General features: G+C 63.7%; 13 protein-coding genes. 9 read left to right on the top strand and 4 right to left on the bottom strand.

Annotation, left to right across the window (positions count from 1 at the left end):
- Positions 1-545 precede the first annotated feature (545 nt).
- The 4 genes from ACFRJ9_RS05560 to ACFRJ9_RS05545 all read right to left on the bottom strand — a co-directional run bounded on the left by ACFRJ9_RS05560 (position 546) and on the right by ACFRJ9_RS05545 (position 4,174).
- Entirely contained in the window at positions 546-1,724 is a 1,179-nt protein-coding gene (locus tag ACFRJ9_RS05560; RefSeq protein WP_377665280.1) for an adenylate/guanylate cyclase domain-containing protein, read from the bottom strand.
- Positions 1,714-2,307, bottom strand: coding sequence for a PH domain-containing protein (locus tag ACFRJ9_RS05555; protein WP_377665278.1), 594 nt, complete (start codon positions 2,305-2,307; stop codon positions 1,714-1,716). Before ACFRJ9_RS05555 ends, ACFRJ9_RS05560 begins: the two co-directional genes overlap by 11 nt.
- Entirely contained in the window at positions 2,300-3,223 is a 924-nt protein-coding gene (locus ACFRJ9_RS05550; protein WP_377665276.1) for a biotin--[acetyl-CoA-carboxylase] ligase, read from the bottom strand. The genes ACFRJ9_RS05555 and ACFRJ9_RS05550 overlap by 8 nt, the downstream gene beginning before the upstream one ends.
- A 69-nt stretch (positions 3,224-3,292) precedes the next feature.
- Complete coding sequence (locus ACFRJ9_RS05545; protein WP_377665274.1) at positions 3,293-4,174, bottom strand: SDR family oxidoreductase; 882 nt, start codon at positions 4,172-4,174, stop codon at positions 3,293-3,295.
- A gap of 215 nt (positions 4,175-4,389) precedes the next feature.
- Here ACFRJ9_RS05545 and ACFRJ9_RS05540 point away from each other — a divergent pair, with 215 nt between their 5' ends.
- From ACFRJ9_RS05540 to ACFRJ9_RS05500, 9 genes are all read left to right on the top strand, one after another.
- Positions 4,390-5,973, top strand: a complete 1,584-nt coding sequence (locus tag ACFRJ9_RS05540; RefSeq protein WP_377665272.1) for an acyl-CoA carboxylase subunit beta — start codon at positions 4,390-4,392, stop codon at positions 5,971-5,973.
- Positions 5,970-6,215 (top strand): acyl-CoA carboxylase epsilon subunit, encoded by a 246-nt coding sequence (locus ACFRJ9_RS05535; RefSeq protein ID WP_377665270.1) that lies wholly within the window; start codon positions 5,970-5,972, stop codon positions 6,213-6,215. The genes ACFRJ9_RS05540 and ACFRJ9_RS05535 overlap by 4 nt, the downstream gene beginning before the upstream one ends.
- Before the next feature lie 65 nt (positions 6,216-6,280).
- On the top strand, positions 6,281-7,963 hold the full coding sequence (locus ACFRJ9_RS05530; RefSeq protein ID WP_377665268.1) for a DUF885 domain-containing protein: 1,683 nt from the start codon (positions 6,281-6,283) through the stop codon (positions 7,961-7,963).
- A gap of 255 nt (positions 7,964-8,218) precedes the next feature.
- Positions 8,219-9,652: a dicarboxylate/amino acid:cation symporter gene (locus ACFRJ9_RS05525; RefSeq protein ID WP_377665266.1), complete on the top strand. Its 1,434-nt coding sequence runs from the start codon at positions 8,219-8,221 to the stop codon at positions 9,650-9,652.
- A 105-nt stretch (positions 9,653-9,757) separates the two neighbouring features.
- Positions 9,758-10,204 carry a YbjQ family protein gene (locus ACFRJ9_RS05520; protein ID WP_377665264.1) on the top strand — a complete coding sequence of 149 codons (447 nt, stop codon included), beginning with the start codon at positions 9,758-9,760 and terminating at the stop codon, positions 10,202-10,204.
- A gap of 148 nt (positions 10,205-10,352) precedes the next feature.
- Entirely contained in the window at positions 10,353-11,087 is a 735-nt protein-coding gene (locus ACFRJ9_RS05515; RefSeq protein ID WP_377665262.1) for a TetR/AcrR family transcriptional regulator, read from the top strand.
- A 1-nt stretch (position 11,088) separates the two neighbouring features.
- Positions 11,089-13,488 carry an MMPL family transporter gene (locus ACFRJ9_RS05510; RefSeq protein ID WP_377665260.1) on the top strand — a complete coding sequence of 800 codons (2,400 nt, stop codon included), beginning with the start codon at positions 11,089-11,091 and terminating at the stop codon, positions 13,486-13,488.
- 150 nt (positions 13,489-13,638) lie between these two features.
- Positions 13,639-14,298: a Maf family protein gene (locus tag ACFRJ9_RS05505; RefSeq protein WP_377665258.1), complete on the top strand. Its 660-nt coding sequence runs from the start codon at positions 13,639-13,641 to the stop codon at positions 14,296-14,298.
- Between the two features lie 118 nt (positions 14,299-14,416).
- On the top strand, positions 14,417-16,231 hold the full coding sequence (locus ACFRJ9_RS05500; RefSeq protein WP_377665256.1) for an acetyl/propionyl/methylcrotonyl-CoA carboxylase subunit alpha: 1,815 nt from the start codon (positions 14,417-14,419) through the stop codon (positions 16,229-16,231).
- The last annotated feature ends 132 nt before the right edge of the window (positions 16,232-16,363 follow it).

Below are 16,363 nucleotides of genomic sequence, written 5' to 3'. Positions count from 1 at the left end.
CCCACATCCCACCGCCACCCACCAACCCTCTCCCACATCCCACCGCTCCCCTACCGCCCCTCTCCCACATCCCTACCGCCTCCCTACCGACCCTCTCCCACATCCCTTTCATCCGGCGGGTTTGAAATGTCTCCGCCCGGCCACTCGGCATGGGTCTCAACTATCTGAGCAGACCGCGATGTAAACAGGTCCTAACATCCCGGCCATCAGCGTCGAAGGAACGGACCCGACGGGACGGGGAAGAGCGACCCCGGGAAACCCGACGGGACGTGAAAGAGCGTCGGGAAAAAGGGGGTCAGGACGTGCAAGAGCGTCAGGAAAAGGGGGTCAGGACGTGCAAGAGCGTCAGGAAAAGGGGGTCAGGACGTGCAAGAGCGTCTCGGAGAACGCGGCGGGACGTGGAGGAGCGTCAGGAAAAGGTGGTCAGGATGTGAGAGAGCGTCCCGGGGAACGCGGCGGGACGTGGAGGAGCGTCGGGAAGAGGGGGGCGGGACGTGACGGAGCGTCGGGAAAAAAGGAGGGATGTGAGAGAGCGACGCCCTGAGTTAGTCCAGCACCAAACCCTTGCCGCGGCCGCGGGCGAGCATCACGGGATGGATCTCACCAAATCCGCGGACGTTCTCCGACTTCTGCGGAACAAGCACGAAGCGATCGTCCTGTCCGAGCGCCGCAGCGGTCATGGCATCGACCAGCACGGTGCCGGGCTGGGCCAAGGTGGTCAGTCGGGCGGCGAGGTTGACGGTGGGCCCATAGATGTCGCCGAGCCGTGACAGGATACGGCCCCACACCATGGATACACGGCATTGGGGCAGGATCTCGTCCTCAGTGAAGGCCTGGGCCAACGCCAAGGAAATTTCGGCCCCGGCGGCAGGGGTTTCGGCGATGTAGAGGACTTCGTCGCCAACGGTTTTCACCAGGCGCCCACCACCAACGGAGATGATTTCGGCGCATTTGTTTTCGAAACGCTGCACCAGTTGAGCGAGGGTTTTCTCGTTCATGCGTCGGGAAAGGCTGGTGTAGGACACGAGGTCGGCGAAGCCCACGGCGCGAGCCAAGGGCAACGGGGAATCGTCTTCGTCCCCTTCGCGGCCTTCCTCGCTGGCCTGCAAACCGGCCTCAGCCCGGACTGCGAGTCGCTGGACGCCTGCATTGAGCTGACGACGGTAAGAATAGACGAGGATTTCTTCCAAGGAATCCACCAAGGCGGGCAGCTGCCCCACCAACTGCTTACGGGCCACGGCATCCGGAATACCTTGTTCGGAAACCATGTCCTCAACGAGGGCCTCGATCTGCCAAACCACCATACGGTCTGTCATCTGCCCAATGGAGCGGGTCACGGAAATGGCGGCTTCCTCTGTGAGGATGCCTGCCCTGACGAGGTCCAGGATGCTGGACAATGCGGCTTGGTCCCGCTCGGTGAATGCAACGTCTTCGTCGCCGAAGTTCGGGAAACCGAGCGCCCGCCACACCTTCCGCGCAGAAAGGATGGACACTCCCGCACCTGCAGCGACTTCACGACGACGGAGCTTGCGTTCGCCGCCCAGGAGCTTTGACTCGAGCGCTTTGATAGCCAGGCGCTCCGCGGACATCACGCCAGTGGGCGGGCCCGTGGTCACAGTGGCAGGGGCTGGCCCGGCTTCTGTGTCCTCATCCACGGAAGGTTCGGGTACGGCGTCGAATTCCTTGTCCAGGTCCTCGCCGGACTGCTGATCCTCAACGCTCATCTCTTCCACCTTCTCTCAACTCCCACGGCAATTCTTCAAAATCCTTCAGTACTTCACCCTCAAAAACCTCACCTTGCGGGAGTTCGTCCATCGCGTCAAGAATGAAGCCCCTGAACTTCCCAATCTCCGGGACATCCGTCAGGACGGCCGTTCCGGAGTGCCCGGTATCCAAGGATATATTCCCCGAGTGCAATGTCCGTTGGATCAAACTCTGCTGGACTCCCACATTGCGTATGGCCATCAGTGACACTTGCCAGTCGTTGCGTCGAAACATTCCGCACTTGGCAAGTATTCTCCGGCTCGTCAGGATGTACCTGGCGGAGCGCCACCGGAGAACGCGCTTGAAACTGTAGGCAAGCAAGAACCATCCTGCCAGTACTGCGCATATACCCATCAGCCACGGCGTCCACTCCACTGTAATGAACGGCGCAAGTCGCTGAGGGTTTCCTTTGACAATCCAAGCGCAGACATAGGCAGTCAGCGCGGGTACCACAATAAAAGCCAGCACTGGAAAAAAGAGCGAGCGAGCCTGTTGCCGCGTGATGGTGATGACTTGTTCCCCCGGAAGCAGCTCTTTACGCATAACCGCTTTCTGTGGCGCGCAAGTGCACCACATCTCCGGCCGTCACCACATGTTCCCTGCCGGCGTGGTCCACCACCAGCAACGAGCCGTGTTCATCCAGTCGCGAGGCATGACCCACCAGTTCGTGATCGCCGGGCAGGTGCGCGCGCACTTCGCGGCCCAACGTGACCATCGCGGACTCGACCCGCTTGTGCAAAGAAGGTCCGCCAGCCAACCCGGCCGCGGGGTCTCCCTCGGAGTTGCAGAAGCTGCGGTACAACCTGGCAAACCGCGAAAGGTAGCTCTTCAACAGCGCGGTGCGGTCCGTCGTCGTGGCCCCTTCCACGGCGAGCGAGGTGGCCGTTGGCACCGGCAACTCGTCTTCCTCCAACGACACATTCAGCCCGACACCCAGGATCACTGCCGGGACGGAGCCGTCTCCGACAGGAGTCATCTGGGCCAGGATTCCCGCGATTTTCCGGCCCTTGACCAGGACATCGTTGGGCCATTTGATCTCCGCAGTCACGCCGGCGGTTTCCTGAAGGGCCTCGCGAAGGGCGACGGCGGCCAGAAGTGACAGCCAGGAGTAGCTCTGCGTGGGCACCGGCATTCCGTCTGCCGTGACGGGACGCAGGACTATGGACACGGAAACAGCGGAGCGCTCAGGTGCTTGCCAGTGCCGGTCCAGGCGACCACGCGCGGCCGTCTGGTGTTCGGCGGTGAGTACGGCCAGATCTGCCCACTTTTTTGGCTCAACCGTCACGGCGCGCACCAGGTCCTGGTTGGTGGATCCGGTGGAATCAACGATGGTCAGCTGGGAAATCCCCGTTGCGGACAGGAAGTCGGGCTGTCGCAGCGCTTCACGGTCCAAGGGTGACCGGTGGTGTCCGGGGGTCGGGGCGTGGGGTTCGCTGCTATCAGGCTGTTCGGCATCCATAAGCAGAATCCTATCCAGTTGCGGCGTCTGGAGATGCCCTCCTGCGCTGCTATGTGGATAGGAATCCGCTTAGAGGAAGATGTCGGGCACCAGGCGGTCTTCAGGCGCTCCGAGGCTATAGGGGGCGAAGTCCGTGACTCCGGCAGCACGCAGGACCTGTTCGTCCGTGTAGAAGTTGCCGGTTGCGCGGCTGATACCAGTCAGCACCGCGTGCGCAGCATCGGCCATGATCTCCGGCCCGCGCGCAGCCTGCACGATTTGTTCGCCACCGGGCATGTTCCGGATCGCGGCAGTATCGATCAAGGTGCAGGGCCAGAGCGAGTTGACCGAAACGTCGTCGTCCTTCAACTCCTCGGCGAGCCCCAACGTAGTGAGGCTCATCCCGTACTTGGCCATGGTGTAAGCCAGATGCATCCCTGCCCATTTCGGGTCCAGGTTCAACGGTGGAGACAACGTGAGGATGTGGCCGTGGCCGGATTCCCGCAGGGCAGGCAGCGCAAGCTTGGACAGCAAGAACGTGCCGCGGACGTTGATGTCCTGCATGAGGTCGTAGCGCTTCATGTCCACGGCGTCGGTACGGGACAAGTCGATGGCCGAGGCGTTGTTAATGACGACGTCGATTCCCCCGAAACGCTCGACGGCGGCGGCCACCGCTGCGGCGACGTCGTCATCATTTCGGACGTCCCCGACCAAGGGCAGCGCCTGGCCTCCGGCCGAAACCAGTTGTTCAGCGGCGGTATACACGGTCCCTTCGAGTTTGGGGTGTGGTTCGCCGGTCTTGGCCATGAGGACGATGTTGGCTCCGTCCCGGGCAGCCCGGGTGGCAATCGCCAGTCCAATGCCGCGGCTGCCACCGGACATGAGAAGGGTCCGGCCCTTGAGCGAACCAGTGGCCACGTAGGGGCTGTTGCCTTGCGGCAGGGCTGTAGAAGCACCGTTGCTTGAAGTCATGGGGACACTCTAACGCAACTATGTTACTCACGGGTAACATAGTGAAGGCTTTGGCTTGACGGCGGAAAATTGTAGGGTTTCTACAGCGGTTCGCGGCAAAGGCGTCACTAGACTGGCCATCGGGGCCTGTTCTTTGTACGGAAGCTACTTAACCAGCTACTTATCCGTGAACGGACCGCGCCAGCGAAAATCAGCTACAGAGCCGGAGACACTTGATGAGCCACGATCTGACAACGACAGCGGGAAAGATTGCCGACTTCCGCGACCGCCAGGCCCGTGCCGAGCAGCCTTCCGGCCCGGAAGCGATCGAAAAGCAGCACGCGCGCGGCAAGAACACCGCCCGTGAACGCATCGACCTCCTTGTTGATCCGGGATCGTTCGTGGAGTTCGATGCCTTGGCAGTCCACCGCTCTACAGCATTCGGCATGGAGAAGAAGAAGCCACTTGGCGACGGTGTCGTCTCCGGCTACGGCACGGTTGACGGCCGCCTGATCGCCATTTACAGCCAGGACTTCAGCGTCTACGGCGGCTCGCTCAGCCAGGTCAACGGCGAGAAGATCGTCAAGGTCCAGGAATTCGCACTGCGCAACGGCTGCCCGGTAGTAGGCATCAACGACGGCGGCGGCGCGCGAATCCAGGAAGGCGTCGCCTCGCTGGCAATGTTCGCGGACATCTTCCGCAACAACGTCCACGCCTCAGGCGTGGTCCCCCAGATCTCCCTCATCATGGGTCCGTGCGCCGGCGGCGCGGCCTATTCCCCCGCACTCACTGACTACGTGGTCATGGTGGACAAGACCTCCCACATGTTCATCACGGGCCCTGACGTCATCAAGACCGTCACTGGCGAGGACGTAGACATGGAGACGCTCGGTGGAGCCCGGCAGCACAACGCCACCACGGGAACGTCCACGTACCTGGCCTCCGATGAAGCAGACGCGATCGAGTTCGTCCGAGAACTCCTGGACTTCCTGCCGTCGAACAACCTCTCCGAGGCACCGGTGGTGGAGCACGACCAGGAATTGGACGTTGACGACGACGACCTCGCCCTGGACGCGTTGATCCCCGACTCAGCCAACCAGCCGTACGACATGCGCAAAGTGATCGAACAGATCGTGGACGACGCACACTTCCTTGAGATGCAGTCGCTCTACGCTCCCAACGTGATCATCGGCTACGGCCGGGTGGAAGGCCACACCGTTGGCATCGTGGCAAACCAGCCCATGCAGTTTGCCGGAACGCTGGACATCTCGGCCTCTGAGAAGGCCGCACGATTCGTCCGGCACTGCGACGCGTTCAACATCCCCATCATTACCTTGGTTGACGTTCCCGGATTCCTGCCCGGCAAGGACCAGGAATTCCAGGGCATCATCCGCCGCGGCGCCAAGCTGCTTTATGCCTACGCAGAGGCTACGGTCCCCAAGCTCACGGTCATCACCCGCAAGGCCTATGGTGGCGCGTACATCGTGATGGGCTCCAAGAAGCTCGGAGCCGACCTCAACCTCGCCTGGCCTACCGCCCAGATCGGCGTCATGGGCGCCCAGGGCGCAGTGAATATCCTCTACCGCCGCGACCTTGCCGCAATCGCCGAAGCAGGCGGCGATGTGGAAGCCAAGCGTGCCGAGATCATCAAGGGATACGAGGAAGAACTCCTCAACCCGTACCAGGCGGCCGAGCTGGGCTACGTTGACGCCGTCATCGCACCCTCGGAGACGCGTCTGCAGATCATCCGTGGCCTGCGCGCCCTCCGCGACAAGCGCGCCAGCCTGCCCACCAAGAAGCACGGAAACATCCCGCTGTGAGCGACCCGAAGCACCGCGCTGACGCGGCTCCGGCAGAACCAGCGGCGGCACCTATGTTCTCAGTGGTCAAGGGCGAACCGACGGCCGAGGAGCTCGCGGCGCTTGCCGCCGTCGTGGTTTCCCTTGGCGCCCCGCAAGAAGCTGCCGTGTCCAAGCCGAATGTCCGGCACTGGGTACGTCGCCAGCAACTACGCCTGGACCCCACCCCGGGGCCCGGTGCGTGGAAGCGGAGCCGGGGTTAATTTCCTCGCTCGTAGAAAGTTCAACAACCCTTTCACGTAGGCGGCGTCGCGGTTAGGCTCTGTGGGTGACTACTGCAAACACCCCCGTACGCCCGAAGTCCGCCATCGATGCCGTGGCTGACGCGTACACAGAAAAGCTGATCGAACTCAATCCCAGCTTCGCCACCACGCTCGGGTTGCCGGGGCATGAAACCGAGTACCAGGACTACTCACCGGCGGGCGCCGTGGCCATGGCGCAGGCCGCCCGGGAGGCCTTGGCTGCCTTGGCTACCCTGGAACCGGCCGACGAATCCGACGTCGTAACGCTGGACGCCATGCGCGAGCGGCTCGGCCTGGAGCTGGAAATCCACGAATCCGGCTGGGACGCTGCCGACCTCAACAACATCGCCTCCCCCGCCCAGGATATCCGTGCCGTTTTCGACCTCATGCCCACGGACACTGCCGAGCACTGGGAGCACATTGCCGGCCGCGCCGCCAATGTTCCCGGGGCGGTTGAGGGCTACATTTCTTCCCTCCGCGCCGCCAAGGATGACGGCAAGGTAGCCGCAGCCCGCCAGGTGCGGATCGTCATTGAGCAGACCGGCCGTTACGCCGCCGAGGACGGTTTCTTCGCCAAACTGGCTGCCGGAGCCACAGTGGACGGAGCACCGTTGCCTGCGGAGCTTCAGGACAAGCTCGACGCCGGAACTTCCGCTGCGCGGGCGGCATACGGTTCGCTGGGTGATTACCTCCGGAACGAACTGCTTCCTGCGGCCCCGGAGAAGGATGCCGTAGGCCGTGAACGCTATGCCCTCTCCTCCCGGGCATTCCTCGGCGCCCAGGTCGATCTCGAAGAAACTTACGCCTGGGGCGTCCAGGAGCTCGAACGGCTCATCGGCGAGCAGGAAAAGGTGGCCGAGCAGATCAAACCGGGCGCCACGATCGATGAAGCCAAGAGCATCCTGAACAACGATCCCGCACGCCAGATCAAAGGCACCGACGCCCTCAAGGCGTGGATGCAGGAGCTGTCCGACCGCGCCGTGGCCGAACTGGCGGACGTCCACTTCGATATCCCGGACGTCATGAAAACCCTTGAATGCATGATTGCTCCCACCGACGAAGGCGGCATCTACTACACCGGCCCCTCCGACGACTTCTCCCGCCCAGGACGCATGTGGTGGTCCGTCCCGGCAGGCGAAGACACCTTCACCACCTGGTCAGAAACCACCACCGTCTTCCACGAGGGCGTTCCCGGCCACCACCTCCAGGTAGCCACGGCAACGTACCGCCGCGAACTGCTCAACAACTGGCGCCGCAATGTCTGCTGGGTCTCCGGCCACGGCGAAGGCTGGGCACTCTATGCCGAGCAACTCATGCTGGAACTGGGCTACCTCAAGGATCCGGGCGACCACATGGGCATGCTCGATGGCCAGCGCATGCGTGCCGCGCGCGTGGTCTTCGACATCGGCGTCCACCTGGAACTGCCGGTGCCCGAACGCTGGGGCAGCGGTACCTGGACCCCGGAAAAGGGCTTCGACTTCCTCAAGGCCAACCTCGACATCAGCGAAGGCCAGCTGCAGTTCGAATTCACCCGCTACCTCGGCTGGCCCGGACAAGCACCTTCCTACAAGGTGGGCCAGCGACTCTGGGAGCAAATCCGGACCGAACTCGAATCCCGCGAAGGCTTCGACCTCAAGTCCTTCCACAGCAAAGCGCTGAACATCGGCTCGGTAGGTTTGGACGTCCTGCGCCGCGCACTGTTGGGCTAACGCGTTTGCAGCCGGGTGCATCCGCTTCGGTCTGGGGTGCGCACCCTTGCCGCCGGGTGCACCACAACGGCGTCCGGGCCGCACTCGTTACCGCCGCGCGCACCAGTAGTTACGGGTGCGCGCGGCGGTAAGGGGTGCGCTGGCGCTTCGACGTCGAGACGCACGCCACATCCCGGGCGGGAATATCTTCATGCCCGCGTAACATTTCTCAACGTCCGTTCGCTATGTTATTTCCCGTACACCTAACGTGTTCCGGTGAGCACCTCAACCAACACTTCCCCCTCAGCTGGAAAGACCGGCTTCCGGCTCCCCAAGTGGGCCGGTTCCTTCGGCGTCCAGATCATCGCAGCCCTCATCATCGGCCTTGTCCTGGGCCTCATCGCCAAGTACACGGGCAGCACGAAAGCCGCCCCCAACGGCCTCGGCGCAACTCTCCAGACCATCGGCTCCAGCTATGTTTCACTGCTGCAGACCGCCGTCGTTCCTTTGATCTTCACCGCCGTGGTGAGCTCCATCGCGAACCTGCGCCAAGTGTCCAACGCTGCGCGCCTCGCCTGGAACACGCTGCTCTGGTTCGCCATCACGTCCCTCATTTCGGTGCTGATCGGCATCGGCCTGGGTGTGCTCCTGCAGCCGGGCGCCGCCACGGGCATCACCCAGAAGGCCGAGTACGCCGGCAAGACCGGTGACTGGTGGGCCTTCCTCATCGGCCTGTTCCCCAAGAACTTCCTCGGTCTCGGTGCAAGCTCAACGGTCACCGAAAGCGCCAACGCCGCCACCACGGTGAGCACTTCCGTCAGCTTCAACGTGCTCCAGATCCTGGTGGTAGCCATCGCCGTCGGCATCGCCGCCCTCAAGGTGGGCAAGCAGGCTGAGGCGTTCCTGACGCTCAACGCTTCGGCCCTGGCCGTTATCCAGAAGGTCCTCTGGTGGATCATCCGCATCGCCCCGCTGGGCACCATCGGCCTGATCGGCAACGCCGTTGCCATCTACGGTTGGGACACCATCGGCTCCCTGGGCAAGTTCACCGCCGCCATCTACATCGGCCTGGCACTGGTTCTCTTCGTCCTGTACCCGATCCTGGTCCGCATCCACGGCCTCTCCATCAAGCAGTACTTCTCCGGTGTTTGGCCGGCCGTGCAGCTGGCGTTCGTGTCCCGCTCCTCGATCGGCACGCTGCCGCTCACGCAGCGCGTCACTGAGCGGAACCTCGGCGTCCCCTCCGGCTACGCCTCCTTCGCCGTGCCGCTGGGCGCCACCACCAAAATGGATGGCTGCGCAGCGATCTACCCTGCCATCGCAGCGATCTTCGTGGCCCAGTTCTTCGGCATCAACCTCGACTTCAGCCAGTACTTGCTGATCGTCCTGGTCTCCGTCCTGGGTTCGGCAGCAACGGCAGGCACCACCGGCGCCGTCGTGATGCTCACGCTGACCCTGTCCACGCTGGGACTTCCGTTGGCCGGCGTCGGACTCCTGCTGGCGATCGACCCCATCCTGGACATGGGACGCACCGCCGTCAACGTGGCAGGCCAGGCGCTGGTCCCGGCAATCGTGGCCAAGCGCCAGGGAATCCTTGACGAGTCGCTCTACAACGCGCCGCGCAACGGTGCCGCTTTCGCCGACGAGTACGCCGCTGAGAATGCAGCAGCCGCTACCGCAGAGCGGGAATTGGCCGACTCCAAGGCCTAAGCCGTTGCCTGCTGGCCAGGCAGCGATGTGTTCTGCGCAATCCCCTGGGGACTTCTCCCCCGGGGATTGCGCTGTCTAACGGGCAAAGCTGGATAGGCTCGGTCCATGTTGATCGTCACTTCCAATGAAATCCCGGGCCACCGCATTGACGCCGTCTTCGGCGAAGTCATGGGCCTGACTGTCCGTTCACGCGATATCGGCTCACAAATGATGGCCGGATTCCGTTCCCTTGGTGGCGGCGAGCTGCCTGAAATGACCAAAGCACTCTACGAGAGCCGCCAGGAAGTCATGGCCCGCATGGTCACGGAGGCCCAGCAGCGCGGCGCCAACGCCATCGTGGCCATGCGCTTCGACACCTCCGAGATGGGCACCAACTGGACCGAAGTCTGCGCCTACGGCACAGCGGTATACGTGCTGCCGCTGGGCGAAGGCGAGCCCGGAGCTACCGGACAGTCGATCTACTTGACGACGGCGGCCGCGCAGCAAGCGGCTCAACCAGCCCCTTCGCAGCCCGCCCCGCAGGCGCCCCCGGCTCCCCCGCAGCAGTTCTGAACCTGAGCACACCCAACGCCAGCTGATCCCGCCCTTGGTTCGCCCCGCCACCCGTTCAGGGACGCGAGGAACGGCCAAGGGCGGGTTTTTGCATCTGCGACCCAGACTCAAATTGCGCACAGTGCAAACTTGCACTTAGTGTAAGTAAGTGACCCAAACCAGCACCACTCAGGATGCCGCTGCGGAGTCGCCCCTCCCGGAGCCCACGGCTCCCACACGGCGCGAACTCAACAAGGCGGCCACTCGCAGCTCCATCGCAGCAGCAGCCCTCGACTTGCTGCGCAGTAACGGGCCGGGCAACTTCACGGTGGAAGACATCGCCGCCACCGCAGGAGTATCCCGGCGAACATTCTTCAATTACTTCCCCAGCCTCGAAGCCGCCCTCGCATCCGTTGCCGACGGCTTCATGGACCGCGCGCTGGAACAGTTCAGACTGCGCCCCGCTGACGAGACCATCCTTGAATCCGCGCAGGCCGCATTGATGGCCCTTGCCGATCCGATGTCCGTGGCGCCCATGGCCGAACTGTTCAGCCTCACCCAGGACAACCGCTCACTGGCCCGTTCCGAGCTCGAAGCCTGGGAACACTGCACCGGGCAAATCATCGACGCCGCCCGCGGCAGGCTCGGTGCTGGCATCAGCGAACTTTATGTCCACGCACTGGCCGGCTCCGTGATCTCTTGCGGGAAGGCCGCCATGACCGTTTGGTTCGCCGAACGCGGGCCGGACCTTTCGCCTGAATCACTGGCGGACCTCCGCCAGCACCTCATCGATGCCATGGGCCTCCTGGGCACCGGCTTCGCGCCGCCGTCGGACGTCACTGCAGCGCCCAAGGCATCCGAGAAAACCCCTAACTCCGCTCCAACCATCACAGATCGGTTCTGACATGGCCTCGTTCCTCTACCGTCTCGGCAAGTTTTCGTATCGGCGCCGCTGGCTGGTCATCTCTCTATGGGTAGCAGTGTTGGTGGCAGTGGGCGGCTCGGCCGCAGCGTTCCACGGCACCATGTCCAACAACTTCACCATTCCCGGCACTGAAACCCAGCGGATGGCGGACAAGCTCAAGGAAGCCTTGCCCAAGTCGTCCGGAGGCTCGGCCAGCGTGGTCTTCGACGCCGGTGATTCCGGCTTCGACCAAGCCAAGAAGGACGCCGTCGCCGCAGCCCTCGAGAAGCTGCAAGCGCTGCCCGACGTGCAGGGAACGGTGAACCCGTTCACCACCCAGGAACAGTTGGATACATCCGCCGACCAGATCGCGGCCGGTGAGGCTCAGCTCGCTGGCGCTGAACAGCAGATGGCCGCCGCCGGCCTCCCGCCCGCGCAGATCGAAGCCCAGCTGGCCCAGCAGCGCACAGAACTCGCTGCCGGCAAGCGCCAGTTGGAGGCCTCCGAAGGCGTGCGCTTCGTGTCCAGCGACAACAAAGCCGCTATCGCTCAGGTCCAGTTCAAGACCTCCATCAACGCCGTTGATCCTTCGGTCCGCAAGGAAGTCCAGGACATCGTCCACGGCGTCTCGACTGCCGGCGTCACCGCCTACGCCAGCAAGGAAATCACCGAGGACGTCTCCCAGATCTTCGGTGTCGCAGAAATCGTCGGCATCGCCGTGGCGGCCCTCGTCCTGATCCTCATGCTGGGCACGCTCATCGCGGCAGGCCTGCCCCTCCTGATGGCCCTCATCGGCGTAGCAGTGGGCGTCGGGGGAACCTTTGCCCTGACCAGCGTGATCGATATGAGCTCCATCTCCCCCATGCTCGCCCTCATGCTGGGCCTCGCGGTCGGCATTGATTACTCCCTGTTCATCGTCAACCGGCACCGCAACCAACTCCTTGCCGGCATGGACGGCGAAGAATCTGCGGCACTGGCCACGGGCACGTCGGGCAATGCCGTGTTGTTCGCCGGTCTCACGGTCATCATCGCGTTGGCAGCACTCGTTGTCCCGGGGCTCCCCTTCCTGGCTGTGATGGGCGTTGCCGCCGCAGCGACGGTTGCTGTCGCCGTCGTCGTTGCTTTGACCCTGACGCCCGCCATCCTGGCGCTGATCGGCCGCAGGCTCATCTCCAAGCGCGCCTGGGCCAAGGCCGCCAAACACAACGCCGAGCCGGGCCACGAAGCCGCGGACCGCGCGCTGGAAGAGAAGCGCAGCAGCGGTGGCTGGGGTGGCCTCGTGACGCGTCACCCGTGGGTTTCACTCGTGGCCAGCGTGGTGCTCCTGGGCGCTTTGGCGCTGCCCGCTTCGCAACTGCGGTTGGCACTGCCCGACGGCGCGTCCGAACCCGTGGATTCGCAAGCCTTCAAGGCTTACGACCTCACGCGCAACAGCTTCGGTGAAGGCGTTACCGGGCCGATCGTCGTCGTTGGCGAGTTCCCTGACGGACTTAGCGAAACTGATGCCAAGAACAAGCAGTTCGACGTCGCCGACCAGCTCCGCAGCGTGGAAAACGTGGTCGCCGCTGTGCCTGTTGCCCTGAGCGAGGACCGCCGCACCGCCGTCTTCCAAGTCATCCCGAAAGAGGGTCCCGCCAGCGCGGGCACTGTTCAGGTGGTCTCCGAACTCCGCGCCAAGGGCTCCGCTATTCAGGACGACCTGGGCGTGACCATCGGCCTCACTGGCCAGACGGCAGGCAACATCGACGTGTCCGCCAAACTCGGCGCGGCACTCCCGCCGTACTTGGCGATCGTCGTCGGACTGTCTTTGATCCTCCTGCTGCTGGTGTTCCGCTCGATCGTTGTGCCGTTGCTGGCAACCGGCGGATTCCTGCTGTCACTAGCTGCCGCTTTCGGTGCCGTGGTTGCTGTCTATCAGTGGGGCTGGCTCGGAGCCGTCTTCGACGTCGCGAACCCGGGCGCGGTGCTGAGCTTCCTGCCCATCATCCTGATTGGCGTGCTGTTCGGCCTCGCCATGGACTACCAGGTGTTCATCACTTCCGGAATGCGGGAATCGTTCATGCACGGTGAGTCTGCCAAGCACGCCGTCCGCTCCGGGTTCAGCCACGCCGCAGCAGTGGTCACCGCAGCCGCAATCATCATGGTCAGCGTGTTCTCCGGCTTCATCTTCAGCCACCTCACCATGGTCCGGCCCCTGGGCTTCGCGATGGCGTTCGGTGTGCTGATTGATGCCTTCGTGGTCCGCATGACAATCGTCCCGGCCGTCATGTACCTCCTGGGCGAAAAGGCCTGGTGGTTGCCCAAGTGGCTGGAACGCATCCTCCCCGATGTGGATGTCGAGGGCGCCAAGCTGAACCGAACGGACCGCTCGAAGGCCGGATCCGAGGAATTGGTCCACTAACGCTCTCTCACCTACCAACCGTATTCGCCGGACGCTCTATCACTTGCCTTAAGCAAGTGATAGAGCGTCCGGCATTGGGGGGCGGGAAGTGATAGAGCGTTCGGCATTGGGGGGCGGGAAGTGAGGGAGGGTCGTACTAGGCTGGGGACCGTGACCCGATTGATCCTCGCTTCCCAGTCTCCCGCCCGCACCAAACTGCTCACCGAGGCTGGGATCCAGCACGAAGTCCTTGTCTCGGATGTCGATGAGGACGCGGTCCAGGCCAAGTACGGCGTGACGGATGCCCACGACACCGCACTGCTGCTGGCAAGGGCCAAGGCCGAAGCTGTTGCCTCCCTCCCCGAAGCCGAAGGCGCACTGGTCATCGGCTGCGATTCCGTCTTCGAGTTCGACGGCGAGTCCCACGGCAAGCCCTACACCGCGGAGGTGGCGCGCGAGCGGATGCTGCGCATGAGCGGCTCGCAGGGCGTGCTGCACACCGGACACTGGCTGGTTGATTGCCGGGACACCGCAGCCGACGCAGACGACGACGAGACGCCCGAAGGCACCGGCGCAACCGTGGGTGCTGTCTCAAGCGCCGAAGTGCACTTCGCCGAGATGACTTCCGGCGACATCGACGCCTACATCGCCACCGGCGAACCGCTCCACTGCGCAGGCTCTTTCACGATCGACGGCTTGGGCGGGGCCTTTATCCGCAAGGTGGACGGCGACCCGCACGCCGTCGTCGGGCTTTCCATCTCCACCCTTCGCGAGCTGCTGGTCCACGCGAACGTGGGCATCACCGAGCTGTGGGACCTAGACATTCAGTAGAAGCGATTTGTAGCAACCCTACAAAGGAACATCGCCTCACACACGGAATCCCCCATCAATATGGGCGGAACCCTCACAATCACGCTAGGCTCCCTGAAGGACAGAAGGAGTCAACAACTTGTCAGCTAACCCGGCGCAGCCCATTTCCAGCCCTCTTACCAAGGTCTTGATTGCCAACCGCGGCGAAATCGCGGTCCGCATCATCCGAGCCGCCCGGGACGAAGGCATTGCCTCCGTAGCGGTCTACGCAGACCCTGACCGTGACGCCCTGCACGTCCGCCTCGCCGACGAAGCCTATGCTTTGGGCGGCAACACCGCCGCTGAGTCGTACCTGGTGATGGACAAGATCATCGACGTCGCCAAGCAGTCCGGCGCGGACGCCATCCACCCCGGCTATGGCTTCCTTGCCGAGAACGCCGAGTTTGCCGCAAAGGTCATCGAGGCCGGCATCACGTGGATCGGCCCCTCCCCCGAAGCCATCTCCGCACTGGGCGACAAGGTCCAGGCCCGCCACATTGCCGAGAAGGTGGGCGCTCCCCTGGTCCCCGGTACGGCTGACCCCGTGGAGTCCGCGGACGAAATCCTCAAGTTCGCCGAGGAATTCGGCCTTCCCATCGCCATCAAGGCCGCCTTCGGCGGCGGCGGTCGCGGCATCAAGGTTGCCCGCACCATGGACGAAATCCCCGAACTCTACGAGTCCGCGGTCCGCGAAGCCACCGCTGCTTTCGGCCGCGGTGAGTGCTTCATCGAGCGTTTCCTCGATGCCCCCCGCCACGTCGAAACCCAGTGCCTTGCGGACGCTTTCGGCAACGTGGTTGTGGTCTCCACCCGCGATTGCTCACTGCAGCGCCGCAACCAGAAGCTCGTGGAAGAAGCCCCGGCTCCTTACCTGAGCGAAGAGCAGGTCAAGCGCCTCTACGAGTCTTCCAAAGCCATCCTGAAGGAAGCCAACTACCTCGGCGCCGGCACCTGCGAATTCCTGGTGGGCCAGGACGGCACCATCTCCTTCCTGGAGGTTAACACGCGCCTCCAGGTGGAGCACTGCGTCTCCGAAGAGGTCACGGGCATCGACCTAGTCCGCGAGCAGTTCCGCATCGCCCGCGGTGAAGCCCTTGGCTACGACGACCCCGAGGTGCGCGGCCACTCCTTCGAGTTCCGCATCACCGGCGAGGATCCGGGCCGCAACTTCATGCCCGCGCCCGGCACCATCAGCACCCTGAAGAACCCAACCGGTCCCGGCGTCCGCATCGACTCCGGCGTCGAACAGGGCGACATCATCAGCGGCAACTTCGATTCCATGTTGTCCAAGCTGGTTGTCACCGGCTCCACCCGCGCCCAGGCACTGCAGCGTTCGCGCCGCGCGCTCGAGGAGATGGTGGTTGAAGGCATCCCCACCGTCATCCCGTTCGACCTCGCAGTGGTCACCGACCCCGATTTCGCACCGGCAGAAGGACCGTTCAAAGTCCACACGCGCTGGATCGAGACCGAGTTCGTCAACAACATCCCGGCCTGGGCGGCCAATGGCGCAAGCGCTGAAGCGCCCGACGCCGGTGATCGCCAGCGCGTCGTGGTCGAGGTTGGCGGCAAGCGACTTGAGGTCGTCCTGCCGTCGGGCCTGGGTGCCAGCGTCGCGGCGGTCTCCGGCGGTTCAGGCGCCAAGGGCGGCAAGTCCAAGAAGCGCTCCCGCTCGGCGGGCGCCACTGCGGCTGCTGCCGGCGGCAACGCACTGACGTCCCCCATGCAGGGCACCATCGTCAAGATCGCTGCCGCTGACGGCGACGTAGTGGCCGAAGGCGATCTGATCGTGGTCCTCGAGGCTATGAAGATGGAGCAGCCCCTGACCGCCCACAAGGCCGGTACAGTGCGGGGCCTCGCAGCCACCGCCGGCGAGACCGTCGCCGCCGGCGCAGTCATCGCCACCATCGAGGACTAACAGCAAGAACCCCTTAACGACGTCGGCCCCGCACCGTCTTGGGTTCTAGCGGTCGTTGCAACACCCAGAATTTTTGGGAGTTGCAACGACCGTGTCTCGTTTAAGCGGTGCTTCGTCAGGCCTGAATCGGTC

The organism is Paenarthrobacter sp. NPDC056912 (genome assembly GCF_042786555.1).
In the GTDB taxonomy this organism is placed as follows: Bacteria; Actinomycetota; Actinomycetes; order Actinomycetales; family Micrococcaceae; genus Arthrobacter.
This window is presented reverse-complemented; position numbering and strand designations above follow the sequence as displayed.

Coding starts and splice junctions, on each gene's coding strand:
- ACFRJ9_RS05560 (WP_377665280.1), bottom strand. CDS start 1,724: ATGAGCGTTGAGGATCAGCAGTCCGGCGAGGACCTGGACAAGGAATTC.
- ACFRJ9_RS05555 (WP_377665278.1), bottom strand. CDS start 2,307: ATGCGTAAAGAGCTGCTTCCGGGGGAACAAGTCATCACCATCACGCGG.
- ACFRJ9_RS05550 (WP_377665276.1), bottom strand. CDS start 3,223: ATGGATGCCGAACAGCCTGATAGCAGCGAACCCCACGCCCCGACCCCC.
- ACFRJ9_RS05545 (WP_377665274.1), bottom strand. CDS start 4,174: ATGACTTCAAGCAACGGTGCTTCTACAGCCCTGCCGCAAGGCAACAGC.
- ACFRJ9_RS05540 (WP_377665272.1), top strand. CDS start 4,390: ATGAGCCACGATCTGACAACGACAGCGGGAAAGATTGCCGACTTCCGC.
- ACFRJ9_RS05520 (WP_377665264.1), top strand. CDS start 9,758: ATGTTGATCGTCACTTCCAATGAAATCCCGGGCCACCGCATTGACGCC.
- ACFRJ9_RS05510 (WP_377665260.1), top strand. CDS start 11,089: ATGGCCTCGTTCCTCTACCGTCTCGGCAAGTTTTCGTATCGGCGCCGC.